18 protein-coding genes, 1 tRNA gene and 1 pseudogene are annotated in these 23187 nt (G+C 69.6%); 9 read left to right on the top strand and 11 right to left on the bottom strand.

What is annotated here, in order from left to right; all coding sequences use genetic code 11:
- Positions 1 to 26: 26 nt before the first annotated feature.
- The 7 genes from QMK30_RS02190 (at position 27) to galK (ending at position 10608) form a co-directional block, all read left to right on the top strand.
- On the top strand, positions 27 to 1865 hold the full coding sequence (locus QMK30_RS02190; protein ID WP_283515382.1) for an ABC-F family ATP-binding cassette domain-containing protein: 1839 nt from the start codon (positions 27 to 29) through the stop codon (positions 1863 to 1865).
- 233 nt (positions 1866 to 2098) lie between these two features.
- Positions 2099 to 3922 carry an outer membrane protein assembly factor BamB family protein gene (locus QMK30_RS02185; RefSeq protein ID WP_283515381.1) on the top strand — a complete coding sequence of 608 codons (1824 nt, stop codon included), beginning with the start codon at positions 2099 to 2101 and terminating at the stop codon, positions 3920 to 3922.
- A 61-nt stretch (positions 3923 to 3983) separates the two neighbouring features.
- Entirely contained in the window at positions 3984 to 5819 is a 1836-nt protein-coding gene (locus QMK30_RS02180; protein ID WP_283515380.1) for an outer membrane protein assembly factor BamB family protein, read from the top strand.
- Between the two features lie 229 nt (positions 5820 to 6048).
- A complete protein-coding gene (locus tag QMK30_RS02175; protein WP_283515379.1) occupies positions 6049 to 6825 on the top strand; it encodes a helix-turn-helix transcriptional regulator in 777 nt (258 codons plus the stop codon).
- Between the two features lie 537 nt (positions 6826 to 7362).
- Positions 7363 to 8424, top strand: a complete 1062-nt coding sequence (galT, locus tag QMK30_RS02170) for a galactose-1-phosphate uridylyltransferase (protein WP_283515378.1) — start codon at positions 7363 to 7365, stop codon at positions 8422 to 8424.
- Positions 8421 to 9404, top strand: a complete 984-nt coding sequence (galE, locus tag QMK30_RS02165; RefSeq protein ID WP_283515377.1) for a UDP-glucose 4-epimerase GalE — start codon at positions 8421 to 8423, stop codon at positions 9402 to 9404. Before galT ends, galE begins: the two co-directional genes overlap by 4 nt.
- Positions 9397 to 10608, top strand: coding sequence for a galactokinase (gene galK, locus QMK30_RS02160; protein ID WP_283515376.1), 1212 nt, complete (start codon positions 9397 to 9399; stop codon positions 10606 to 10608). Before galE ends, galK begins: the two co-directional genes overlap by 8 nt.
- Here the strand turns inward: galK and QMK30_RS02155 are convergent.
- On the bottom strand, positions 10601 to 11044 hold the full coding sequence (locus QMK30_RS02155) for a GNAT family N-acetyltransferase (RefSeq protein WP_283515375.1): 444 nt from the start codon (positions 11042 to 11044) through the stop codon (positions 10601 to 10603). The two genes, galK and QMK30_RS02155, sit on opposite strands and share 8 nt — an antisense overlap.
- Before the next feature lie 274 nt (positions 11045 to 11318).
- Between QMK30_RS02155 and QMK30_RS02150 the strand changes: the two genes are divergently transcribed.
- On the top strand, positions 11319 to 12086 hold the full coding sequence (locus QMK30_RS02150) for a LuxR C-terminal-related transcriptional regulator (protein WP_283515374.1): 768 nt from the start codon (positions 11319 to 11321) through the stop codon (positions 12084 to 12086).
- Here QMK30_RS02150 and tamR read toward each other — a convergent pair.
- From tamR to QMK30_RS02135, 3 genes are all read right to left on the bottom strand, one after another.
- A complete protein-coding gene (gene tamR, locus QMK30_RS02145; protein ID WP_283515373.1) occupies positions 12045 to 12542 on the bottom strand; it encodes a MarR family transcriptional regulator TamR in 498 nt (165 codons plus the stop codon). The two genes, QMK30_RS02150 and tamR, sit on opposite strands and share 42 nt — an antisense overlap.
- Before the next feature lie 187 nt (positions 12543 to 12729).
- Complete coding sequence (locus QMK30_RS02140; RefSeq protein WP_283515372.1) at positions 12730 to 13416, bottom strand: TetR/AcrR family transcriptional regulator; 687 nt, start codon at positions 13414 to 13416, stop codon at positions 12730 to 12732.
- Positions 13413 to 14417 (bottom strand): acyl-CoA desaturase, encoded by a 1005-nt coding sequence (locus QMK30_RS02135; RefSeq protein ID WP_283515371.1) that lies wholly within the window; start codon positions 14415 to 14417, stop codon positions 13413 to 13415. Before QMK30_RS02135 ends, QMK30_RS02140 begins: the two co-directional genes overlap by 4 nt.
- 214 nt (positions 14418 to 14631) lie before the next feature.
- Between QMK30_RS02135 and ppc the strand changes: the two genes are divergently transcribed.
- Positions 14632 to 17361 carry a phosphoenolpyruvate carboxylase gene (gene ppc / locus QMK30_RS02130; protein WP_283515370.1) on the top strand — a complete coding sequence of 910 codons (2730 nt, stop codon included), beginning with the start codon at positions 14632 to 14634 and terminating at the stop codon, positions 17359 to 17361.
- Positions 17362 to 17476: 115 nt separating this feature from the next.
- Here the strand turns inward: ppc and QMK30_RS02125 are convergent, their stop codons facing one another.
- The 7 genes and pseudogenes from QMK30_RS02125 to QMK30_RS02095 all read right to left on the bottom strand — a co-directional run bounded on the left by QMK30_RS02125 (position 17477) and on the right by QMK30_RS02095 (position 23181).
- Positions 17477 to 17938, bottom strand: a complete 462-nt coding sequence (locus tag QMK30_RS02125; RefSeq protein ID WP_283515369.1) for a hypothetical protein — start codon at positions 17936 to 17938, stop codon at positions 17477 to 17479.
- Between the two features lie 62 nt (positions 17939 to 18000).
- Positions 18001 to 18591 (bottom strand): aminoacyl-tRNA hydrolase, encoded by a 591-nt coding sequence (gene pth / locus QMK30_RS02120; RefSeq protein WP_283515368.1) that lies wholly within the window; start codon positions 18589 to 18591, stop codon positions 18001 to 18003.
- Between the two features lie 149 nt (positions 18592 to 18740).
- Positions 18741 to 19322, bottom strand: a complete 582-nt coding sequence (locus QMK30_RS02115; protein ID WP_283515367.1) for a 50S ribosomal protein L25/general stress protein Ctc — start codon at positions 19320 to 19322, stop codon at positions 18741 to 18743.
- Between the two features lie 250 nt (positions 19323 to 19572).
- The gene (locus tag QMK30_RS02110; protein WP_283515366.1) at positions 19573 to 20553 is read right to left on the bottom strand and encodes a ribose-phosphate diphosphokinase; all 981 of its coding nucleotides are present in this window, start codon (positions 20551 to 20553) and stop codon (positions 19573 to 19575) included.
- 123 nt (positions 20554 to 20676) lie between these two features.
- Complete coding sequence (gene glmU, locus QMK30_RS02105; RefSeq protein ID WP_283515365.1) at positions 20677 to 22125, bottom strand: bifunctional UDP-N-acetylglucosamine diphosphorylase/glucosamine-1-phosphate N-acetyltransferase GlmU; 1449 nt, start codon at positions 22123 to 22125, stop codon at positions 20677 to 20679.
- A 105-nt stretch (positions 22126 to 22230) separates the two neighbouring features.
- A tRNA-Gln gene (locus tag QMK30_RS02100) sits at positions 22231 to 22304 on the bottom strand.
- 11 nt (positions 22305 to 22315) lie between these two features.
- Positions 22316 to 23181, bottom strand: a pseudogene (locus tag QMK30_RS02095) (hypothetical protein).
- Positions 23182 to 23187 lie beyond the last annotated feature (6 nt).

Genomic DNA, 23187 nt, shown 5'->3' with positions numbered 1-23187 from the left:
CATTCCCGTTCCTGGAGCGCGCATCAATGGCCGTCAACCTGGTCAATGTCGAGGCAGTCAGCAAGGTGTACGGCACCCGTGCCTTGCTCGACGGCGTGTCCCTCGGCGTGTCCGAAGGGGACCGGATCGGCGTCGTGGGCCGCAACGGCGACGGCAAGACCACTCTCATCCGCATGCTCGCCAAGCTGGAAGAGGCCGACTCCGGCCGCATCACCCACATCGGCGGACTCGTCCTCGGTGTGCTGACCCAGCACGACTCGCTCGACCCCGCGGCGACCGTCCGCCACGAGATCATCGGCGATCTCGCCGACCACGAGTGGGCGGGCAACGCCAAGATCCGCGACGTACTGACCGGACTCTTCGGCGGCCTCGACCTACCCGGCTTCGGGCAGGGCCTGGACACCGTGATCGGCCCGCTCTCCGGTGGCGAGCGCCGCCGCATCGCGCTGGCCAAGCTGCTCGTCGGCGAGCCCGACCTGCTGGTACTCGACGAGCCGACGAACCATCTCGACGTCGAAGGCATCGCCTGGCTGGCGCAGCACCTGCGGGCGCGCCGCTCCGCGCTCGTCTGCGTCACTCACGACCGCTGGTTCCTGGACCAGGTCTGCACCCGCATGTGGGACGTGCAGGGCGGCTCCGTCCACGAGTACGAGGGCGGCTACTCCGACTACGTCTTCGCGCGCGCCGAGCGTGAGCGTATCGCCGCGACCGAGGAGACCAAGCGCCAGAACCTGGTCCGCAAGGAGCTGGCCTGGCTGCGCCGCGGCGCCCCCGCCCGTACGTCGAAGCCGCGCTTCCGCGTCGAGGCGGCCAATGAGCTGATCGCCGACGTGCCGCCGCCCCGCGACACCTCGGCGCTGATGAAGTTCGCCAACTCGCGGCTCGGCAAGACCGTCTTCGACCTGGAGGACGTCACGGTCCAGGCGGGTCCGAAGACCCTGCTCAAGCACCTCACCTGGCAGCTCGGCCCGGGCGACCGCGTCGGCCTGGTCGGTGTCAACGGCTCGGGCAAGACCTCCCTGCTGCGGGCGCTCACCGAGGCGGCCCGCACGCTGGGCGACATCCAGCCCGCCGCCGGCAAGGTCGTCGTGGGCAAGACCGTGAAGCTCGCTTACCTCTCCCAGGAGGTCAGCGAGCTCAACCCCACGCTGCGGGTGCTGGAAGCCGTCCAGCAGGTGCGCGACCGGGTGGACCTGGGCAAGGGTCGCGAGATGACGGCGGGCCAGTTGTGCGAGCAGTTCGGCTTCACCAAGGAGAAGCAGTGGACGCCCGTCCGCGACCTGTCGGGCGGTGAGCGCCGCAGGCTGCAGATCCTGCGGCTGCTGATGGACGAGCCGAACGTACTGTTCCTCGACGAGCCGACGAACGACCTCGACATCGAGACGCTGACGCAGCTGGAGGACGTGCTCGACACCTGGCCGGGCTCGCTCGTCGTGATCTCCCACGACCGGTTCTTCATCGAGCGGACGACCGACAAGGTGTACGCGTTGATGGGTGACGCCACGCTGCGCAATCTGCCGCGCGGGCTCGACGAATACCTGGAGCGCAGGCGGCAGATGATCGAATCTGCGGTTTATGCGCCTTCTGCGGCTTCCGCGCATTCGTCCTCGGCGTCCTCCTCGTCGGTGACGGCCCCCGCCCGGAAGAAGGCGGCCTCGGACGCCCGCGCCGCGAACAAGGAAATGCAGAAGCTGGAGCGCCAGATGGAGAAGCTCTCCGACAAGGAGACCAAGCTCCACGGCCAAATCGCCGACAACGCAACCGACTTCGAGAAGGTCGCTCTGCTCGACGCGGAACTTCGTGATCTTGCTACGACTCGCGACGAGCTGGAGACGCGTTGGATGGAGCTTGCGGAAGACGCGTAACGGAAGCGTGCAAAAGAAATAACGAGCACATCACGGGCCGGTCCTCCCTTGGGAACAGGGGAGGACCGGCCCGCTGTATGGAGGGTCTCAAGTGATAGAAAGAAACCCCGCTCGACTGTCGTAAATTTGCGGGATCCAAGCCCGATTCGCTCCTTTCCGGGGGGATTTCACCACCGGAAACGCGGGGGAGACCGACCGGGCTCCGGATCACCCGTGTGAAGAGGTAAGTGCTGATGTCTCAGCCGCCCAACCAGCCGCCGCAGGGCGGCTTCGGAGCGCCGCAGGACCCGCAGAAGGGAGCCCCGCAGCCGCCGGCCCAGCCGCCGCAGATGCCGCAGGCCCCGCCGACGCCGCCGCAGGGGCAGCCGCCCCAGCAGCAGCCGGGCTACGGGTACCCGCAGGCACCGCCGCCCCAGGCGCCGCAGCCCGGCTACGGCTACCCCGCCCAGCCCGGCGGCCGGCCCCAGGCCGGCCCGTACGGCCAGCCCCAGCAGCCGGGCCCGTACGGCCAGCCGCAGACCGGTCCTTACGGCCAGCCGCAGCAGCCCGGCCCCTACGGCGGCTACCCGACTCAGCAGCAGCACCCCGGCGCCCCGGCACCGGGCGGTGGCGGTGGCAGCTTCTTCAAGGGCAAGCCCGCGGCCATCATCGGCGGGGCCCTCGCGGCGGTGCTCCTCATCGGCGTCGGCGTCTACTTCGCAGTCGGTGACGACGGCGACGGTGACAAGAAGCCCATCGCGCAGGAGAGCCAGAAGAAGGACGACAAGCCGACCGGTGAGCCCTCCGCGGACGAGGGTGACGGCGAGGGCACCGGCCGCGAGACGAACGACGACCTCAACGCCGGGCGCCAGCCGGGTGAGGCCAAGGTGCTGTGGCTGAAGACCAACGAGGTCGACATGCCGCGCGGCAGCCACGCGGCGTACGGCCCGTGGTTCACCGGGGACGTGGTGGTGCAGGCCCTCTACAAGACGGTCACCGCCTTCGACGTGAACACCGGTAAGAAGAAGTGGGAAGTGCCGTTCGAGAACGAACTGTGCGCCGCGCCCAGGAACGCCACGACGAGCGGAAAGCTCGTCGTCGGCGTCAAGGACGGCAAGACCGACAAGGCCAAGTGCAATCAGCTCCGGCTCGTCGACCTGGTCGCAGGCAAGGCGGGCTGGAAGACGGAGGTCAAGAAGGAGAACCTCTTCGACGGCTCCTCCAGCATGGAGCTGGCGATCTCCGGCGACACCGTCACGGCCAGCCGCTGGGGTGTCTCCAGCGCCTACCGGATCGCCGACGGCGCCAAGGCCTTCGGCGACCTGAAGGTCAACGGCTGCGGCGCGGACTCGTTCGCGGGCGGCGGCAAGCTCATCGCGGTCGACAGCTGCGGCACCGACGGCAAGGCCCAGCAGGTGCGCGAGGTCAACTCGGCCACGGGTGCGGGCAAGTGGACCTTTCCGGTGCCCAAGGGCTGGCAGGTCAAGCGCGTCTACTCGGTCGACCCGGTGGTGCTCTACCTGACCAACGAGGAGAAGAAGGCGTGGAACGTCACCACGCTCAAGGCTGACGGCAGCGTCCGCTCGCAGCTGGACACCAAGGAGAGCATCCAGCCGCAGTGCGGCTGGGCGATCATCGACGACAACCTGCAGGGCTGCCTCGGCACGGTCGCGGACGCCAACACCCTGTATCTCCCCACGGAGGAGGAGAAGGGCGGCGCGGACGGCTTCGACCGGACGAACAAGGTCATCGCCTTCAACCTGAACACCGGTAAGGAGAAGTGGAGTTCGCCGGCGGGCAAGGACCGCACGATGCTGCCGGTCCGCATGGAGGGCTCCGACGTGCTGGCGTACGTCCAGCCGTCCTACGACCATGGCGGCGGCATCGTCAGCATCGGCCCGGGTGGCGGTGCGCCCAAGTCCGTGCTGAAGTCCCCGGAGTCGACCGCGGAGATCGAGAACGGCTTCAGCAACCGCGGCGTCTCCTACACGGACGGCCGTCTCTTCATCACCCCGCCGACCCTGACCGGCAGGGACGACGAGGAGGGCGAGAAGACGATGATGGTCTTCGGCAAGTGAGCGCGCCGAGCCGGTTCTGAATCTCCCCCGCACCCCTTTCGTCCCCGAAGGTAGATCCGCCATGACGCAGCCGCCCCAGCCACCTCCGCCGCCCAACGAGCCGCCACCCGGCGGCGGTTTCGGCGCCCCGCCCCCGCCCGGCGGCTTCGGCGCACCCACGCCGCCGCCCGCCGAGCAGCCCGGTTATGGCTACCCGCAGACGCCGCCCGCCCAGCCCGGCTACGGCTACCCGGGCCAGCCCGGCCAGTCGCCGCGGATGCCGCAGGGCCAGCCGCCCGGCCAGCCCGCGCAGCAGCCGGGCTACGGCTACCCGGGCCAGCAGGGTCAGCCGGGGCAGTATCCGGGCCAGCCCGGTCAGCAGTACCCGGGCCAGCCGGGCCCGTACGGCCAGCAGCAGCCGCACGGCTATCCGCAGGGCCCGCCCCCGCAGGGTGGCCCCGGTGGCGGCGGCAAGAACGTCAACACCATCGCGATGATCATCGCCGCGTCGGTCGTCGCCCTTGCGCTGGTCGTCGGCGGAATCGTCATCTACAACTCCAAGAGCGACGATGGCGACACGAAGAAGGAAGCCAGCTCCTCCGCGGGCACGACCGGCGGCGGCGACGAGGCCGAGGGCGCCGACGACAAGCCGGCCCCCGACGGCGAGGGCAAGGAGAAGCCCGGGGCGAGCACCAAGTCCAAGGTGCTCTTCAAGCTGCCCGCGCCCAAGGTGACGGAATCGGTCGCGAGCATGGCCGGTTCCTGGATCACCGACAAGGCGTACGTCAAGAGCGGCCTCAAGCAGGTCGTGGCGTACGACCTGGACACCGGCGCGGAGCTGTGGAAGATCCCGCTCTCGGGCGAGGTCTGCGCGGCGTCCAAGCACGTCACCACCAACAAGACGGCCATCGCCTTCGCGGGTCCGCCGCAGGAGGGCCAGAAGTACACGCCCTGCACCGAGATCGGGCTGATCGACCTGACCGAGGGCAAGCTGCTGTGGCAGAAGTCGGTCAAGGACGGCGACCGGAAGGTCACCTTCAGCGAGGTCACGATCGGCGGCGGCACGGTCGCGGCCGGCGGTACCGGTGGCGGCGCGGCCTGGGACGTGGCCGGCGGCAAGCTCCTCTGGAAGCCGGTGGAGAACGTCGAGGAGTGCCGCGACGTGGGTTACGCCGGCGGCGAGGCGCTCGCGACGGTGCGCCAGTGCGGTCCGTACGACGCGGCGGTGCTTTCCATCGAGTACCTCAACCCGAAGGACGGCACCCCGCTCGCCAAGTACAAGCTGCCGAGCGGCGTCGAGGACGCCAGCATCGTCTCCACGAAGCCGCTGGTCGCGGCAGCCGACGTCGGTGACACCGCGGGCGACGGCAGTGGCGTCACCGACTTCTTCTCGATCGACGAGAAGACCGGCAAGCTGCGCGCCAAGATCGCCGTCGACGCGGAGAAGTACGCGCCGCGGTGCCGCGACACCGAGGGCTGCTCCAAGGTGGCCGTCGGCAACGGAAGGATCTATGTGCCGAGCGAGCAGCACCCGGGCGCCGGCGACGACGGCTCCCGTACGAACGAGATCGTCTCGTTCGACCTCGCCACGGGCAAGATCACCGCTGACCGGATCGACGCGGGCGAGCGCTACACGATCGACCCGATCCGCATGGACGGTGGCAATCTGATCGCGTACAAGTCGGCGCCGTTCAGCAAGGGCGGTCAGGTCGTGAGCATCAACGGCGGCTCCATGAAGCAGACCGTGCTGATGGAGAACCCGGCCAATGACTCGGTCATCAAGGTCGAGTCCGCGTTCTCGCCGGACTCCGCCGAGTACCGCTACGCGGGCGGCAGGCTCTTCCTGGCGACGGTCCTGATGAGCGAGCCGCGCCCCGGCGACGAGAGGTTCCTGGCGATCGGCTTCGGCACCAAGTGAGGTAGCGGGAGTGCGCTCCCCCAACGGCCCCGGCAGTGGTACGCATTCACCGCCGGGGCCGCTTCATGCCACGTTTGACCGGCAAGTAGTCCTGAATGGCGTGGAATTCGACAATCCGAGGGGCTTCTCCCGGGTAAGGGGCGCGCATCGACGAACAAGCGTGTAGCTTGCCGGGTCAGGAGGGCCGGGGGGCCGGGGGGCCAACTCCAGGGGGATGGGGGGTTGCTCGATGGGCGTGCGGCTCATGGTGGTCGATGACCACCGATTGCTCGCCGAGGCGCTCGCCTCGGCGCTGAAGCTGCGTGGGCACCGGGTGCTCGCGGCGGCCGCCCCGACCGCGGGTGCGGCGGAACTGGTCGTCAGCAGAGCGCCCGAAGTATGCCTGTTCGGCACGGCGTCACCTGCCGGACCAGGGGTCTTCGACCCGATTGCAAGGATCAGACGTGAGCGCCCACAGGTGGCGGTCGTGGTGCTCGGCCCGGTGCCGAACCCGCGGGGGATCGCCGCGGCCTTCGCCGCCGGAGCAGCCGGTTACGTACGCCACGACGAGCGCATCGAGGGTGTGGAGCGCGCCATCGTGAAGGCCAGGGCGGGCGAGGCGGCGGTGGCGCCTCAGCTGTTGCGGGGGGCGTTCGCCGAGCTGCTCAACCCGGCCGCGCAGCCGGACGACGAGGGCCAGCGGCTGCTGCAGCTGCTCACCCCGCGTGAGGTCGAGGTCCTGCTGCGGGTCGCGGACGGCGAGGACACCCGGCTGATCGCGGCCGGCATGGGCATAGCGCCGAGCACCGCCCGTACGCACGTGCAGCGGGTGCTGATGAAGCTGGGAGTGGGGTCGCGGCTGGAGGCGGCGGCGCTCGCCGCGCGGACCGGGCTGCTCGACCGGGCCGTGGTGGGCGCCGGGTCCGGCCCGGTGGGGGATCCGCCGCGCGAGGTGACGCAGGCCGTGGCGCAGGATCTGACGCGGGACATGAATCGGGACATGACGGCGGGGCCGGATCAGGAGTGACGGTCCGGCCCCGGAGGGCGCTCCGGTGAGGCTGTGTCCGCGTCCCGGCCGGGACGCGGACACAGCCCCTCACGACCTCGGGGGCGATGGCGCGCGGGCTCCCGACGCCCTGCGACTCCGCCTCCGGCGTTGTCGTCGGTCGACGACGCTCCGCGTCGCCTCCCTCCTCCGCCTTGGACGCGAAGCCGCATGAGCAAGTCCGCCACCGCGGCACGCCTCTTCGACATCCGGCGCATCATTGGCGGGCTGTTTGGTGGGGAGCCGAAGCCCTTCGGCCAGGTAGCGCATGGGGGGCACTTGATTCGTCGAGCGAAATGATCCAGACGGAACCTACGCCTCCCGGTACCGGAACTGAATACTTCTGGTGGTGTTCTTTGTTGGATTATGATCGGAAGGCCCACTCATCGGTCCCCAGCGACCGGGGGGTGTCTCGCTGCAGCCCCGGACCGCCTTCCGATGCCCTCCCTTGACTGAACTGTTGGCTCATGGTTTGTTGTGTTCGGTTCTGTTGAATAAGTGCCATGAGGAGCCCAGCGCGTGAAGAAGACGTCGACCCGGCTCGCCGACGGTCGTGAGCTGCTCTATTACGACTCCCGCGACGACACCGTGCGCGACGCGCCGGACCTGAGGCCCCTCGATACCGTCGCCACCACCGCGCAGATCCGCCACGATCCGCTGCTCGGCGACGCGGTCGCCATCGCCTCGCACCGGCAGGCCCGCATCTACCACCCGCCGGCCGACGAATGCCCGCTCTGCCCGTCCCGGAGCGGTCGGCGCAGCGAGATCCCGGCCGCCGACTACGACGTGGCCGTCTTCGAGAACCGCTTCCCCTCCCTGGCGGGCGACGCGGGCCGCTGCGAGGTCGTCTGCTTCACGTCCGACCACGACGCGTCCTTCGCCGACCTCACCGAGGACCAGGCGGCGCTCGTCCTGGAGGCCTGGGCGGACCGGACCGCTGAGCTGGCCGAGCTCCCACAGGTCAAGCAGGTGTTCCTGTTTGAGAACCGGGGCGTCGAGATCGGCGTCACCCTCGGCCACCCGCACGGCCAGATCTACGGCTACCCCTTCGTCACCCCGCGCACCGAGCTGATGCTGCGCTCGGCCCGCGCCCACCTGGCGAAGACCGGCCGCAACCTCTTCGACGACGTCCTCGCCCACGAACGGTCCGAAGGCACCCGGGTGGTCCTTGAGGGCGAGCACTGGGTGGCGTTCGTGCCGTACGCCGCGCACTGGCCCTACGAGGTGCACCTCTATCCCAAGCAGCGCGTGCCCGACCTGCGGGCGCTCGGCGACGCGGCGCGCACAGAGTTCCCACAGATCTATCTGGAACTGTTGCGCAGGTTCGACCGGATCTTCGGCCCCGACGAGCCCCCGACGCCGTACATCTCCGCGTGGCACCAGGCGCCCTTCGGCGAACCGGGCGACCTGGAGGGGGCGGGGCTCGGCGGATTCGCGCTCCACCTCGAGCTTTTCACCATTCGACGTACTGCGGGCAAGCTGAAGTTTCTCGCGGGTTCCGAATCCGGCATGAATGTGTTCATCAACGATGTGCCGCCGGAGACCGCGGCTGAGCGACTGCGAGAGGTAGCGAGCAAGTGAGTCAGAAGTTCTTGGTCACCGGCGGTGCGGGGTACGTCGGCAGTGTGGTCACGGCGCATCTCCTGGAGGCGGGCCACGAGGTGACCGTCCTCGACGACCTCTCCACCGGCTTCCGCGAAGGAGTCCCGGCGGGCGCCACCTTCATCGAGGGGCGCATCCAGGACGCCGCGCGCCGGCTCGACGCCAGTTACGACGGAGTCCTGCACTTCGCCGCGTTCTCCCAGGTCGGCGAGTCCGTCGTGGACCCCGAGAAGTACTGGACGAACAACGTCGGCGGCACCATGGCGCTGCTCGCCGCGATGCGCGCGGCCGGCGTGCGCAGGCTGGTCTTCTCCTCCACCGCCGCGACCTACGGCGAACCGGTGTCCACGCCCATCACGGAGAGCGCGCCGACCGCGCCGACCAACCCGTACGGAGCGACCAAGCTCGCCGTCGACCATATGATCAGCGGCGAGTGCCACGCCCACGGCCTGGCCGCGGTCTCGCTGCGCTACTTCAACGTCGCGGGCGCCTACGGGACCTACGGCGAGCGGCACGCCCCCGAGTCGCACCTCATCCCGCTGGTCCTCCAGGTAGCCCAGGGCCGCCGGGAGTCGATCGCGGTGTACGGCGACGACTACCCGACGCCCGACGGCACCTGCGTCCGCGACTACATCCATGTCGCGGACCTGGCCGAGGCGCACCTGTTGGCGCTGGGCGCCACCGAGGCGGGGGAGCACCTGATCTGCAACCTCGGCAACGGCAATGGCTTCTCGGTCCGGGAGGTCGTGGAGACCGTACGCAAGGTCACCGGCCACCCGATCCCCGAGACGCCGTCCCCGCGCCGGGCCGGCGACCCGGCGATCCTGGTCGCCTCCGCCGACGCCGCGCACGAAAGGCTCGGCTGGAGCCCGTCGCGCGCCGATCTCGCGGGCATCGTCGCGGACGCCTGGGCGTTCGCCCAGCGGGACCAGCGGGAAGAGACCGGTGGACATGAGTGACCGCACCTCCAGTACCGAGACGGCCAATACGGACACGGCCGGGGCCGGCGCCGCGCACGTCGCCGAGGCCTTCGCCGCGCTGTACGGCGCCCGGCCCGACGGCGTGTGGGCCGCGCCGGGGCGGGTCAACCTCATCGGCGAGTACACCGACTTCAACGACGGCTTCGTGCTGCCGCTGGCCCTGCCGCACACCGCGCTCGCCGCGGTCTCGCGGCGCGACGACGGCGTACTGCGCCTGCACTCGGCCGACATCGACGGCGGCGTTGTCCAGTTGGACGTCGACGAGCTGGCTCCGCTGACCAACACCAGCTGGGCCGCGTACCCGGCGGGCGTCGTCTGGGCACTGCGCGAGGCGGGCCACCCGGTCTCCGGCGCCGACATTCACCTCACGTCCACCGTCCCCACCGGCGCGGGCCTGTCCTCGTCTGCGGCGCTGGAGGTCGTCACCGCCCTCGCCCTCAACGATCTGTACGAACTCAGGTTGACCGCACCCCAGTTGGCCGTCCTCGCCCAGCGCGCCGAGAATGCCTTCGTCGGCGTGCCCTGCGGGATCATGGACCAGACGGCCGCCGCCTGCTGCACCGAAGGCCACGCCCTGCACCTGGACACCCGCGACCTCGGCCGGCGCCAGGTCCCCTTTGACCTGGCCGCGCACGGCCTGCGACTCCTCGTCGTCGACACCCGCGTCAAGCACGCCCTGGGCGACGGCGCGTACGCGGAGCGCCGCGCGGGCTGCGAGGAGGGCGCCCGCGCCCTGGGCGTCAGCGCGCTGCGCGATGTCGCGTACGACGCACTGCCGGACGCGCTGGAGACGCTGGCCACCGCGGCTGACGAGAAGGTCGTGCGCTACGTCCGCCATGTGGTCACCGACAACCAGCGGGTGGAGCAGGTCATCGCGCTCCTGGACGCGTCCGACCCGCGCGCGGTGGGCCCGCTGCTCACCGAGGGCCACACCTCGCTCCGCGACGACCTGCGGGTCTCCTGCGCCGAACTCGACCTGGTCGTCGAGTCCGCCAACGCGGCGGGCGCGCTGGGCGCGCGGATGACGGGCGGCGGCTTCGGCGGCTCGGCCGTCGTGCTGACCGAGTCGGACCTGGCGGACACGGTCACCAAGTCGGTGCTCGCGGCCTTCGCCGCGGCCGGGTACACGGAGCCCCGGGTCTTCCCGGCGATTCCCTCGCGGGGGGCGCACCGGGTCAGCTGAGCGGCTTGGCCCAGATCAACTCGGTGACGTCCGGCGGGTAGCCGGCGACCTGGCCGACGACTTCGTATCCCGACTTCGGATAAAAGGCGGGGGCCTGGAAATCCCAGGTCTCCAGCCGCGCGTATGGGCACCCCCGCTCCCTGTGCGCGGTCCGCTCCGCCTGCGCGAGCAGCCGCGAAACGAGCCCCGCGCCCCGGTGCTCGTCGGCGACCCGGAGCAGACCGACGCGCAGCCAGTGCCCCCAGCTGAAACCGTCCAGGCCGGCCGCCAGTCCACCGGACTCGTCCAACGCCCAGACCTGGAGCTGGGTTTCGTCCTCGGCGGGGGTACCGCGCAGGGCGCGCGTCGCGGGGGACCGCGCGGTGTTCGCGACCTCCAGTCGAACGCCCGATACAGAGCGTCGATCTTTGTCTACTTCTGTCTCAATAAGAAACATGAGGCACACCCTAAACACCTTGGCCAATCAGTTCTGTCAATTACCTTCCGCTCCCGGCGTCCAGTCGTAGGCTGATGCACAGCACCGGTGGGGGCCGGTGCTGATCAGGGGGCGAGACGGACGGGTACGACGCCCGGGGTGGGGCATCTGTAGTCGGTGTGCGGCGGCGGCCGCACGACTGCGACGCCCAATTCCCGGGCGCCGTACCCACGACGGCCGTTCCCCACCGGGGGGGCCGGGGTGTCGCTCCGGACGACGCAGCATGGGGGTGTCCGTGGTTCGGATTCGGGTACTGGTGGTGGACGATCACCGCATCTTCGCCGAGTCGCTCGCCGCGGCCCTCACGGCCGAGCCCGACGTGGATGTCACGGCGGCAGGCAGCGGCCCGGCAGCGTTGCGCTGCCTGGAGCGGGCGGCCACGGAAGGCCGCAGATTCGATGTGATGCTCGTCGACGCCGACCTGGGCGCGTCGGCCGCGCCGGTCAACCGGCCCGTGCATCTGCCACCGCCCGGCGAGGACGGCCTGGTGGACGGCATCTCCCTGGTGGCGGGGGTCCGTTCGGGTCAGCCCGCCGTCCGTACGGTCGTACTCGCGGAGAGGGACGACCAGCGCCGCGCCGCCCTCGCGCTCCAGGCCGGAGCGTCGGGCTGGGTCGCCAAGGACTGCTCACTGCAACGCCTGCTGGCCGTCATCCGCGGTGTCCTGCGCGACGAGACGCATCTGCCGCCCGCGCTGCTCACCGGCGTACTGCGCGAGCTGACCGCGGCCCGCAAGCACCGCACCGAGAGCGAGCGGCTGGTGGAGTCCCTCACCCCGCGCGAGCGCGAGGTGCTGCGCTGCATGGTGGCCGGGCTCGGCCGCAAGGCGGTCGCCGAGCGGCTGTTCCTCTCCCCGCACACCGTCCGCACGCACATGCAGAACGTGCTGGGGAAGCTGGACGTGCACTCCACCCTCGCCGCGGTCGCGCTCGCGCGCCGTGCCGGGGTCGGGCCCGTCGACCTAGCCGGGGACGTTGTCGAACGGGGCGGTCAGCTGGCGTAGCAGCCCGGCCAGTTCGCCGCGCTGCGCACGGGAGAGCTCGCCCAGGATCGCTCGCTCCTGCGCGAGCAGCCCGGCCAGCGCCTGGTCGGCGCGGTCACGGCCTTCGGGGGTGAGCCGCACCAGCACACCGCGCCGGTCGCTCGGGTCGGGCAGTCGCTCCACGAGGCCCTTGGTGGCGAGCCGGTCGATGCGGTTGGTCATGGTGCCCGAGGTGACCAGAGTCTGGGTCAGGAGCTGACCGGGTGAGAGCTGGTACGGGTCGCCCGCGCGACGCAGCGAGGTGAGCACGTCGAACTCCCAGGGCTCCAGGCTGTGCTCGGAGAACGCGAGCCGACGGGCCCGGTCCAAGTGCCTGGCCAGCCTGCTGACACGGCTGAGCACCTCGAGTGGTTCCACGTCGAGGTCGGGGCGCTCGCGGCGCCATGCTGCGACCAGTCGATCGACCTCGTCCTCCATGACGATCAGTGTAAAGGGTCTGTCGACCTCAAGTCTCTTGCTTTCAAGTATCTCGACATCAAGTTACTTTTTGGGGAAGGCTGACCGGCATGACAGCACCCAGGGACCGCACGGCACGGTGTTCCCGTTCCGCCGGATCTTCGCCGTGGCGAGGAGGCCGCGGCGCGGCTGACGGGCGACCGGCCCGTCAGCTCTTGCGGTGGCCTATCAGACGCGGCTTCGACTCCAGGTTGCCCAGGCCGTGCCACGCCAGATTCACCAGATGGGCCGCCACCTCCGCCTTCTTCGGCTTGCGGGTGTTCACCCACCACTGGCCGGTCAGCGCCACACTGCCGACCAGCGCCTGCGCGTACAGCGGAGCGAGCTTCGGGTCGAAGCCGCGGGCCTTGAACTCCAGGCCCAGGATGTCCTCCACCTGGGTGGCGATGTCGCTGATCAGGGAGGCGAAGGTGCCCGTCGACTGGGCCACCGGCGAGTCGCGCACCAGGATGCGGAAACCGTCCGTGTACTCCTCGATGTAGTCGAGGAGCGCGAACGCCGCCTGCTCGAGCAGCTCACGCGGGTGACCGGCCGTCAGTGCGCCCGTCACGATGTCGAGCAGCCGCCGCATCTCGCGGTCGACCACCACGGCGTACAGGCCCTCCTTGCCGCCGAAGTGCTCGTACACCACCGGCTTGGAGACCCCCGCCTTCGCGGCGATCTCCTCCACCGACGTGCCTTCGAAGCCCTTCTCGGCGAAGAGGGTGCGGCCGATGTCGAGCAACTGCTCCCGGCGTTCCTTGCCGGTCATGCGTACGCGGCGGGCCCGCCGGCTCGGGGGCTTGATCTTCTCGCTGTCCGTATTGCTGCCGTCGATCGCCACGTCGCCAATCATGCCGCTTCTGAGGAACTGCGTTTACGTTCCGGGGAACTGGACTTGCGCCGGGACTCGATCCGGTCGCTGGTCGGCCACCGGACGTCGTACGCCCAGCCGGCCTTTTCGAACCACCGGATCAGGCGTGCGCTCGAGTCGACCTGACCCCTCAATACACCGTGCCGCGCCGACGTCGGTTCGGCGTGGTGCAGGTTGTGCCAGGACTCGCCGCAGGACAGCACCGCGAGCCACCACACATTGCCCGAACGGTCCCGGGACTTGAACGGCTGCTTGCCCACCGCGTGACAGATCGAGTTGATCGACCACGTCACATGGTGCAGCAGCGCCACCCGTACCAGCGAACCCCAGAAGAACGCCGTGAACGCGCCCCACCACGACATCGTGACCAGACCGCCGACCAGCGGCGGGATGGCGAGCGACAGCACCGTCCAGTACAGGAAGTCGCGCGAGATGCGGCGGATCGCCGGGTCGCGGATCAGGTCCGGCGCGTACTTCTGCTGTGGCGTCTGCTCCTCGTCGAACATCCAGCCGATGTGCGCCCACCACAGGCCCCTCATCAGGGCAGGCAGCGTCTCACCGAACCGCCACGGCGAATGCGGGTCGCCCTCCGCGTCCGAGAACTTGTGGTGCTTGCGGTGGTCGGCGACCCAGCGGACCAGCGGACCCTCCACGGCCATCGAGCCCATGACCGCCAGCGCGATGCGCAGCGGGCGCTTCGCCTTGAAGGAGCCGTGCGTGAAGTAGCGGTGGAAGCCGATCGTGATGCCGTGGCACCCGAGGTAGTACATGAAGACCAGCAGCCCGAGGTCGAGCCAGCTCACTCCCCATCCCCACACCAGCGGCACGGCCGCGAGAAGGGCGAGGAAGGGGACGGTGATGAACAGGACCAGCGCCAGCTGTTCGATGCTGCGCTTGGACTCGCCACCGCGAGTGGCGGAGGGGATGGATGCGTCGGCTCTCGACTTCGAGGCGTCATCGAGCACGTCGGGGCTTGTCGGCATGGGATCCCCTGGGGGTGAGGGACGAGGATGGGGAGAGCGGAACCGTTGAAAGGCTACGGTTGCGTAACCTACGGCATCGTAAGTATGGCAGCGCTTCGCCGGGCGGCAAGAGCCGCGGACAACCGGTTTGCCCTCGACACCTATCCTTGGTTTCGTCGGACAGCGTGGTCCACAAACCTCCAGTCGTGCTCAAACACTGCAAGGAGCCGCACCTGTGAGCAGTGCCGACCAGAACTCACACACCAGCCCGGAGCTGCGTGCCGACATCCGCCGTCTGGGCGATCTCCTGGGCGAGACGCTCGTCCGCCAGGAGGGCCCCGAGCTTCTTGAGCTGGTGGAGCGGGTCCGCGCCCTGACCCGCACCGACGGCGAGGCCGCCGCCGAGCTGCTCGGCGACACGGACCTGGAGACCGCGGGCCGCCTGGTGCGTGCCTTCTCCACCTACTTCCACCTCGCCAACGTCACCGAGCAGGTGCACCGCGGCCGCGAGATGCGCGTCAAGCGCGCCGCCGAGGGCGGGCTCCTCGCCCGCACCGCGGACCGGCTCAAGGACGCCGACCCCGAGCACCTGGCCACCGCCGTCAAGAACCTCAACGTCAGGCCCGTCTTCACGGCGCATCCGACCGAGGCCGCCCGCCGGTCCGTGCTCACCAAGCTGCGCCGCATCGCGGCCCTGCTCGAAACCCCCGTCATCGAGGCCGACCGGCGCCGCCACGACCTGCGGCTCGCCGAGAACATCGACCTCATCTGGCAGACCGACGAGCTGCGCGTCGTGCGCCCCGAGCCCGCCGACGAGGCCCGCAACGCCATCTACTACCTCGACGAGCTGCACGCCGGCGCCGTCGGAGACGTACTGGAGGACCTCGCGTCCGAGCTGGACCGGGTCGGCGTCGAGCTGCCCGCCGGGACCCGGCCGCTGACCTTCGGCACCTGGATCGGCGGCGACCGCGACGGCAACCCCAATGTGACACCCGCCGTCACCTGGGAAGTGCTGATCCTCCAGCACGAGCACGGCATCACCGACGCACTGGAGCTCATCGACTTCCTGCGCGGTCTCCTCTCGAACTCGATCCGCTACACCGGCGCCACCGAGGAGCTCCTCACCTCGCTCCAGGCCGACCTGGAGCGGCTGCCCGAGATCAGCCCCCGCTACAAGCGCCTCAACGTCGAAGAGCCCTACCGGCTCAAGGCCACCTGTATCCGGCAGAAGCTCGTCAACACCCGCGAGCGCCTCGCGAACGGGACCGCGCACCGCCCCGGCTGCGACTACCTCGGCACCGGTGAACTCCTCGCCGACCTGGTCCTCATCCAGACCTCGCTGCGCGCCCACCGCGGCGGCCTCTTCGCCGACGGGCGCATGGACCGTACGATCCGCACGCTCGCCGCGTTCGGGCTGCAGCTCGCCACCATGGACGTACGCGAGCACGCGGACGCCCACCACCACGCACTCGGGCAGCTCTTCGACCGCCTCGGCGAGGAGTCCTGGCGGTACGCCGACATGCCCCGCGACTACCGGCAGAAGCTCCTCGCCAAGGAGCTCAGGTCCCGCAGGCCGCTCGGCCCCACCCCGGCCCCGCTCGACGCCGACGGCGCGAAGACCCTCGGGGTCTTCTCCACCATCAAGGAAGCCCTCGCCAAGTTCGGCCCCGAGGTCATCGAGTCCTACATCATCTCGATGTGCCAGGGCGCCGACGACGTCTTCGCGGCAGCCGTACTGGCCAGGGAAGCCGGCCTCATCGACCTGCACGCCGGCTGGGCCAAGATCGGCATCGTGCCGCTCCTGGAGACCACCGACGAGCTGCGCGCGGCCGACGTGATCCTCGACGAGATGCTCGCCGACCCGTCGTACCGGCGCCTGGTGTCCCTGCGCGGTGACGTGCAGGAAGTCATGCTCGGCTACTCCGACTCATCGAAGTTCGGCGGGATCACCACCAGCCAGTGGGAGATCCACCGCGCCCAGCGCCGACTGCGCGACGTCGCCCACCGCTACGGCGTACGCCTGCGCCTCTTCCACGGCCGTGGCGGCACCGTCGGCCGCGGCGGCGGCCCCTCGCACGACGCGATCCTCGCCCAGCCCTGGGGAACGCTCGAAGGCGAGATCAAGGTCACCGAGCAGGGCGAGGTCATCTCCGACAAGTACCTGGTGCCTTCGCTGGCCAGGGAGAACCTGGAGCTGACGGTCGCCGCCACCCTCCAGGCCTCCGCGCTGCACACCTCGCCGCGCCAGTCCGACGAAGCGCTGGCCCGCTGGGACGCCGCCATGGACACGGTCTCCGAGGCCGCGCACACGGAGTACCGCCGGCTCGTCGAGAACCCGGACCTGCCCGCGTACTTCTTCGCGGCCACCCCCGTCGACCAGCTCGCCGACCTGCACCTGGGCTCGCGCCCCTCGCGCCGCCCGGACAGCGGCGCCGGACTCGACGGACTGCGGGCCATCCCGTGGGTCTTCGGCTGGACCCAGTCACGGCAGATCGTGCCCGGCTGGTACGGCGTCGGCTCCGGCCTCAAGGCACTGCGCGAAGCCGGGCTCGACACCGTCCTGGACGAAATGCACGAGCAGTGGCACTTCTTCCGCAACTTCCTGTCCAACGTCGAGATGACGCTGGCCAAGACGGATCTGCGCATCGCCCAGCACTACGTCGACACGCTCGTCCCCGAAGACCTCAAGCACGTCTTCGAGATGATCCGCGCCGAGCACGAGCTGACGGTGGCCGAGGTCCTGCGGATCACCGGCGGGCAGGAACTGCTCGACACCAACCCGGTGCTCAAGCAGACCTTCTCCGTACGTGACGCCTACCTGGACCCGATCTCCTACCTCCAGGTCTCGCTGCTCGGCCGCCAGCGCGCGGCAGCCGAACGCGGCGAGGAGCCCGACCCGGCGCTCGCACGGGCACTGCTGCTCACCGTCAACGGTGTGGCGGCGGGGCTGCGCAACACGGGCTGATCCCCGGACCGGCCTTCCGAACGACACTGCCCCGCAACCGGGTTCGTCCCGGGTGCGGGGCAGTGTCGTTCGGGTCGTACGGGCCCTTCGATCGGGAGCGGCGTGCGGGGGCAGCTCACAGGGACAGGAACGCCGCCCCCAGCAGCAGAGCGCCCGCCAGCGCCGTCCACCACGCGATCCGGGTCCGCCGCAGGCCGCCCGCGATCACCAGGGCCGCCAGCAGCAGCGCGCCGCCCAGCGGCATCCAGGCGAGCAGGACACCGGAGGTGCCGGCCCGTACCGCCTCGGTGGTGCCGGGCTTGACCACCACCGCGAGGTACTCGCCCTTCTTGGTGGCGACCGACTTCTCGATGCTCACGCGCGCGTGGTCGGTCGTGCCGCCGCCCGGCGTGTAGGGGCCGGTGCAGGTCTCCGCCGCGCAGGAGGTGACCCGCATCGTGCCGTGGTCGCGGCCCTTGGTGAGCATCACGTGCTGGGCCGTGCCCCAGGAGGAGCGCACGCCGGCGACGAGCAGCAGCAGAGCGATGACGGCCATCGCCCCCCGGCGGGCGTACAGGAGCACTTGAGTCCGCTTCATGACCATGGAGCGCGATCCTTGGCCATGTGACCGCACTGGGTCAACCTCTGGCCAGGAATCGCTCAGGAGTTGTACGTAGTCTGGGCGCGCTCCAGACCCTCGGTGACCAGACACTCCACCGCGTCCGCCGCCCGGTCCACGAAGAAGTCAAGCTCCTTGCGCTCCGTCGACGAGAAGTCCTTCAGCACGAAGTCCGCGACCTGCATCCGGCCCGGCGGGCGGCCGATACCGAAGCGCACCCGGTGATAGTCCGGGCCCATCGACTTGGTCATCGACTTCAGACCGTTGTGCCCGTTGTCCCCGCCGCCCAGCTTCAGCCGCAGCACGCCGTGGTCGATGTCCAGCTCGTCGTGGATCGCCACGATGTTCGCGGTCTCCACCTTGTAGAAGTCGCGCAGCGCGGCGACCGGACCGCCGGAGAGATTCATGTACGACAACGGCTTCGCCAGCACCACCCTGCGGCCCGCCGGACCCGGCGCACCCACCCGGCCCTCGACGACCTGGGCACGCGCCTTGTGCGCCTTGAACTTCGACCGCATCCGCTCCGCGAGCAGGTCCGCGACCATGAATCCCACGTTGTGGCGGTTGGCCGCGTACTCCGGCCCCGGATTGCCCAGCCCCACGATCAGCCAGGGCTCCGCTGCGTCCGTCATCTGATCCGTCTCTCCTAGAGGTGCCGGTCCGCGAGGTGCCGGTCCACCCGCACACCGGTCCGTTCACCGGCTCGTACAACGCTTGATACGCCAACCGCCGCCCCGCGCACTGCTGCGCGGGACGGCGGCTGAACGAAGAGCAGCGAGGATCAGGCCTCGGGGGTCTCGTCGGCGGTCTCGGCGACAGCCTCTTCCTTCGGGGCCAGAACCTGGATGACAACGGCCTCCGGGTCGGTGACCAGCGTGGTGCCCTCGGGCAGCGGGATGTCCTTGGCGTGGATCGTCGCACCGGCCTCAAGGCCCGCGATGGAGACCGTGACGGAGCTCGGGATGTGCGTGGCCTCGGTCTCGACCGACAGCGTGTTCAGCACGTTCTCCAGGAGGTTGCCACCCGGGGCCAGCTCGCCCTCGGTGTGCACGGAGACGTCGACCGTGACCTTCTCGCCCAGCTTGACCGACAGCAGGTCGACGTGGGTGATGTTGCGACGGATCGCGTTGCGCTGGATCGCCTTGGGGATGACGAGCTCGGTCTTGCCGTCGACTTCCAGGCGCAGCAGCGCGTTGCTGGTCTTGAGCGCCATCATCAGCTCGTGGGCCGGCAGCGTGATGTGCAGCGGGTCGGCACCGTGGCCGTAGACGACGCCGGGAACGCGGTTGTCGCGACGGGTCTGACGCGAGGCGCCCTTGCCGAACGAGTTACGGACTTCGGCGGCGATCTTGATCTCAGCCATGGCTGCACTCCTCGTAGAAGAAAAAGGTGACGCAAAGGGGGACAGTCACCCGGCCCACGAACGGCGGCCTGCTACGAAGAGCGCGTCGATAACGGATGAACTGTGTACGGGACACAGCTTCCCTCGCCGAGCAACCCGGTGAGTCTACCCGCAGTGACCAGCAGGTCCCAAGTGGATCATTGGCAGAGCGAAAAGGTGCCCCGGCCGACTCGGCCGGGGCACCTTTCACGACTGGACGAGTGCGGGCGTACTAGTCGCCCTGCTCCTCGAAGAGGCTCGTCACCGAGCCGTCCTCGAAGACCTCACGCAGCGCACGCGCGATCGTCGGCGCGATCGACAGCACCGTGATCTTGTCGAGCTCCAGCTCGCCCGGGGTCGGCAGCGTGTCCGTGAAGACGAACTCGCTCACCTTCGAGTTCTTCAGACGGTCCGCGGCCGGGCCCGACAGGATGCCGTGCGTGGCCGTCACGATGACGTCCTCCGCGCCGTTCTCGAACAGCGCGTCCGCGGCGGCGCAGATCGTGCCACCGGTGTCGATCATGTCGTCGACCAGGACGCAGACGCGGCCCGCGACATCACCCACGACCTCATGGACCGTCACCTTGTTGGCGACGTCCTTGTCACGGCGCTTGTGCACGATCGCCAGCGGCGCGTCCAGCCGGTCGCACCAGCGGTCGGCGACCCGCACGCGGCCCGCGTCCGGGGAGACGATCGTCAGCTTCTTGCGGTCCACCTTCGCGCCCACGTAGTCCGCGAGGACCGGCAGCGCGAAGAGGTGGTCCACCGGGCCGTCGAAGAAGCCCTGGATCTGGTCGGTGTGCAGGTCCACCGTGACAATGCGGTCCGCGCCCGCCGTCTTCATCAGGTCGGCGATCAGTCGGGCCGAAATGGGCTCGCGACCGCGGTGCTTCTTGTCCTGACGGGCGTAGCCGTAGGACGGGACGACCACGGTGATGCTCCGGGCCGAGGCCCGCTTCAGAGCATCGAGCATGATCAACTGCTCCATGATCCACTTATTGATCGGAGCCGTGTGGCTCTGGATCAAAAAGCAGTCGGCGCCACGCGCCGACTCCTGGTAGCGGACGTAGATCTCACCATTGGCGAAGTCGAAAGCCTTCGTCGGCACGAGGCCGACACCCAACTGGTGCGCGACCTCCTCGGCCAGCTCGGGGTGGGCGCGGCCGGAGAAGAGCATCAGCTTCTTCTCGCCGGTCGTCTTGATCCCGGTCACAGCACTGTCTCCTCGGACGTGAATCATTGCTGCTGAGCCCGCACACCCAGAAGTCGCGGTGCGAGCCAGCCGAAAATGTGTGCACCTATCACGGTACGCCGTAGCCGACGCAGCTGTTTCCGGTCAGCTTTCGCCGTCCGCCTTCGCGGCCGCAGACTGGGCCGCCTGCGCGGCAGCGCTGCCCGGACGCTTACGAGCCACCCAACCCTCGATATTCCGCTGCTGCCCACGGGCGACCGCCAGCGAACCGGCCGGCACATCTTTCGTGATGACCGAACCCGCGGCGGTGTAAGCGCCGTCCCCGACCGTGACAGGCGCCACAAACATGTTGTCCGAGCCGGTCCGGCAGTGAGCCCCGATCGTCGTGTGGTGCTTCGCCTCGCCGTCGTAATTCACGAAGACGCTCGCGGCGCCGATGTTCGTGAACTCGCCGATCGTCGCGTCCCCCACGTACGAAAGGTGTGGCACCTTCGTGCCCTCGCCGATCGTGGCGTTCTTCATCTCCACGTACGCCCCGGCCTTGGACCGCGCGCCCAGCCGCGTCCCCGGCCGCAGATACGTATACGGACCGACCAGTGCCCCCTCGCCGACCTCGGTACGGTCCGCCACGGTGTTGTCCATCCGGGCGTCCTTGCCGACCAGCGTGTCCGTCAGGCGGGAGTTGGGGCCCACCTCGCAGCCCTCGCCGAGGTGCGTGGCACCCAGCAGCTGCGTACCCGGATGCACGGTCGCGTCCTGGTCGAAGGTCACCGTCACGTCGATGAACGTGGACGCCGGGTCCACCACGGTCACGCCACCGAGCATCGCGCGCTCAAGCAGCCGGCCGTTCAGCAGCCGGCGCGCCTCGGCCAGCTGGACCCGGTTGTTGATCCCCAGGATCTCCCGGTGGTCACCGGCCACGGCGGCGCCCACGCGGTGCCCCGCCTCGCGCAGGATCCCCAGGACGTCGGTCAGGTACTCCTCGCCCTGGCTGTTGTCCGTACGCACCTTGCCCAGCGCGTCCGCGAGCAGCTGCCCGTCGAACGCGAACACACCCGAGTTGATCTCCTGAATGGCGCGCTGGGCGTCGGTCGCGTCCTTGTGCTCGACGATCCCGGTCACCGCGCCGCTCACGCCGTCCCGGACGATGCGCCCATACCCCGTGGAGTCCGGCACCTCGGCGGTCAGCACCGTCACGGCGTTGCCGTCGGCGGCGTGCGTACGCGAAAGCCCGGTCAGGGTGTCGCCGGTGAGCAGCGGGGTGTCGCCGCAGACCACGACCACGGTCCCGTCGATGCCCCCGCCGAGCTGCTCAAGACCCATCCGCACCGCATGACCGGTGCCTTTCTGCTGCTCCTGTACTGCGGTACGTACCTCGGTGTCGATCTCGGCGAGGTGCGCGGAAACCTGCTCACGGGCGTGGCCGACGACCACGACGAGGTGCTCGGGGTCCAGCTCGCGGGAGGCGGCGACGACATGGCCGACGAGCGAGCGCCCGCTGATCTCGTGCAGGACCTTCGGGGTGGCCGACTTCATACGGGTGCCCTCACCCGCTGCGAGGACGACGACGGCTGCCGGGCGATTGGCGCTCACGGTGATGCCCTTCGGCTTCGGGTGGTGGACACCCGCAGGATACCGGGGGGTCTCACGGCCGAAACGCGCGCGGGTCCTGACCAGCGCGGTCAGGACCCGAAGCTATGGCTCCCGGGGAAGGAATCGAACCCTCATTCAATGGACCAAAACCATTTGTCCTGCCATTAGACGACCCGGGATGGTTCGTCTCTTATGTCCGACTTTGCGAGTCGGGCGCGAGTGACGCCCCTACTATGCCGTACCAGGCGCCCTCCATGCGACGGTAGAGATCAGCGCTCTGCGTCACGTAGACGACCAAGCAACCTCGGTACGCCTCGCCCGTGTTCTTGCGGACGGTCCTCGGGTTGTGCTTCTTGAGCGTGGTCTTGCCGAAAGCGCTGACGTCCGCCCCGGTGAGGTCCGCCCAGTAGTGCTCGGCCGCGCGCACATCGGCCGATTCATGGATGCTCACGTAGAAGCGCAGACGCTCGCGGGGGATCTCCATCAGGTCGAGCCACCGCAGATAGAGCTTGATCACATTCGGGTCGCTGTTGATGAACTTGAGGGACTCGCGCCGGGCGTACGGCTTGTCCTTGGCGCCCTCCGCCCAGTACAGGGTGACGCCCGCGAGGAAGAGCTCGCGGTCCGTCAGGGATGCCGATCCCCTCCCCGGCTATTCGCTTTGTCTCCTCGCGCTCGGCCTGGCGCCGCTTGTTCGTCGCCTCCCAGCCGCGTCCGGCGATCGCCGACGCCTCCTCACGGGTGCGCCCGGGCGGCTTCGGGAGGTCCCGTACCCACAGGGAGATCGAACTCTTCGAGCAGCCCGGCTCGACCTGGATCTGGTCGTACGTGAGGCCCTGGAGCCGCAGCTCGCGCGCCTTGGCCCGCGTCCTTCGCGTTCGGGCGCTTCGTCCACTCGGGGGCGGGCTCGCCGTCCAGGAGGCGGTTGAGGAGATCGTTGTTGTCCACGTGGATGCGGTCGCGGATCTGGCGGCGGCTGAGGCCCTCCCGGCGCAGCGTGACGGCTTGCTCGCGGAGGTCTTCGAAGGCGGCGTACTTGCCGAGGGTTTCCGTCAGGCGGGC

Origin of the sequence: Streptomyces sp. H27-C3 (assembly GCF_030063415.1) — a bacterium.
In the GTDB taxonomy this organism is placed as follows: Bacteria; Actinomycetota; Actinomycetes; order Streptomycetales; family Streptomycetaceae; genus Streptomyces.
This window is presented reverse-complemented; position numbering and strand designations above follow the sequence as displayed.

What these genes read in the sequence shown, in the direction of transcription:
- QMK30_RS02190 (WP_283515382.1), top strand. Translation starts at nt 27, where the DNA reads ATGGCCGTCAACCTGGTCAATGTCGAGGCAGTCAGCAAGGTGTACGGC.
- QMK30_RS02185 (WP_283515381.1), top strand. Translation starts at nt 2,099, where the DNA reads ATGTCTCAGCCGCCCAACCAGCCGCCGCAGGGCGGCTTCGGAGCGCCG.
- QMK30_RS02180 (WP_283515380.1), top strand. Translation starts at nt 3,984, where the DNA reads ATGACGCAGCCGCCCCAGCCACCTCCGCCGCCCAACGAGCCGCCACCC.
- QMK30_RS02175 (WP_283515379.1), top strand. Translation starts at nt 6,049, where the DNA reads ATGGGCGTGCGGCTCATGGTGGTCGATGACCACCGATTGCTCGCCGAG.
- galK (WP_283515376.1), top strand. Translation starts at nt 9,397, where the DNA reads ATGAGTGACCGCACCTCCAGTACCGAGACGGCCAATACGGACACGGCC.
- QMK30_RS02155 (WP_283515375.1), bottom strand. Translation starts at nt 11,044, where the DNA reads ATGTTTCTTATTGAGACAGAAGTAGACAAAGATCGACGCTCTGTATCG.
- tamR (WP_283515373.1), bottom strand. Translation starts at nt 12,542, where the DNA reads ATGGAGGACGAGGTCGATCGACTGGTCGCAGCATGGCGCCGCGAGCGC.
- QMK30_RS02140 (WP_283515372.1), bottom strand. Translation starts at nt 13,416, where the DNA reads ATGATTGGCGACGTGGCGATCGACGGCAGCAATACGGACAGCGAGAAG.
- QMK30_RS02135 (WP_283515371.1), bottom strand. Translation starts at nt 14,417, where the DNA reads ATGCCGACAAGCCCCGACGTGCTCGATGACGCCTCGAAGTCGAGAGCC.
- QMK30_RS02125 (WP_283515369.1), bottom strand. Translation starts at nt 17,938, where the DNA reads ATGAAGCGGACTCAAGTGCTCCTGTACGCCCGCCGGGGGGCGATGGCC.
- pth (WP_283515368.1), bottom strand. Translation starts at nt 18,591, where the DNA reads ATGACGGACGCAGCGGAGCCCTGGCTGATCGTGGGGCTGGGCAATCCG.
- QMK30_RS02115 (WP_283515367.1), bottom strand. Translation starts at nt 19,322, where the DNA reads ATGGCTGAGATCAAGATCGCCGCCGAAGTCCGTAACTCGTTCGGCAAG.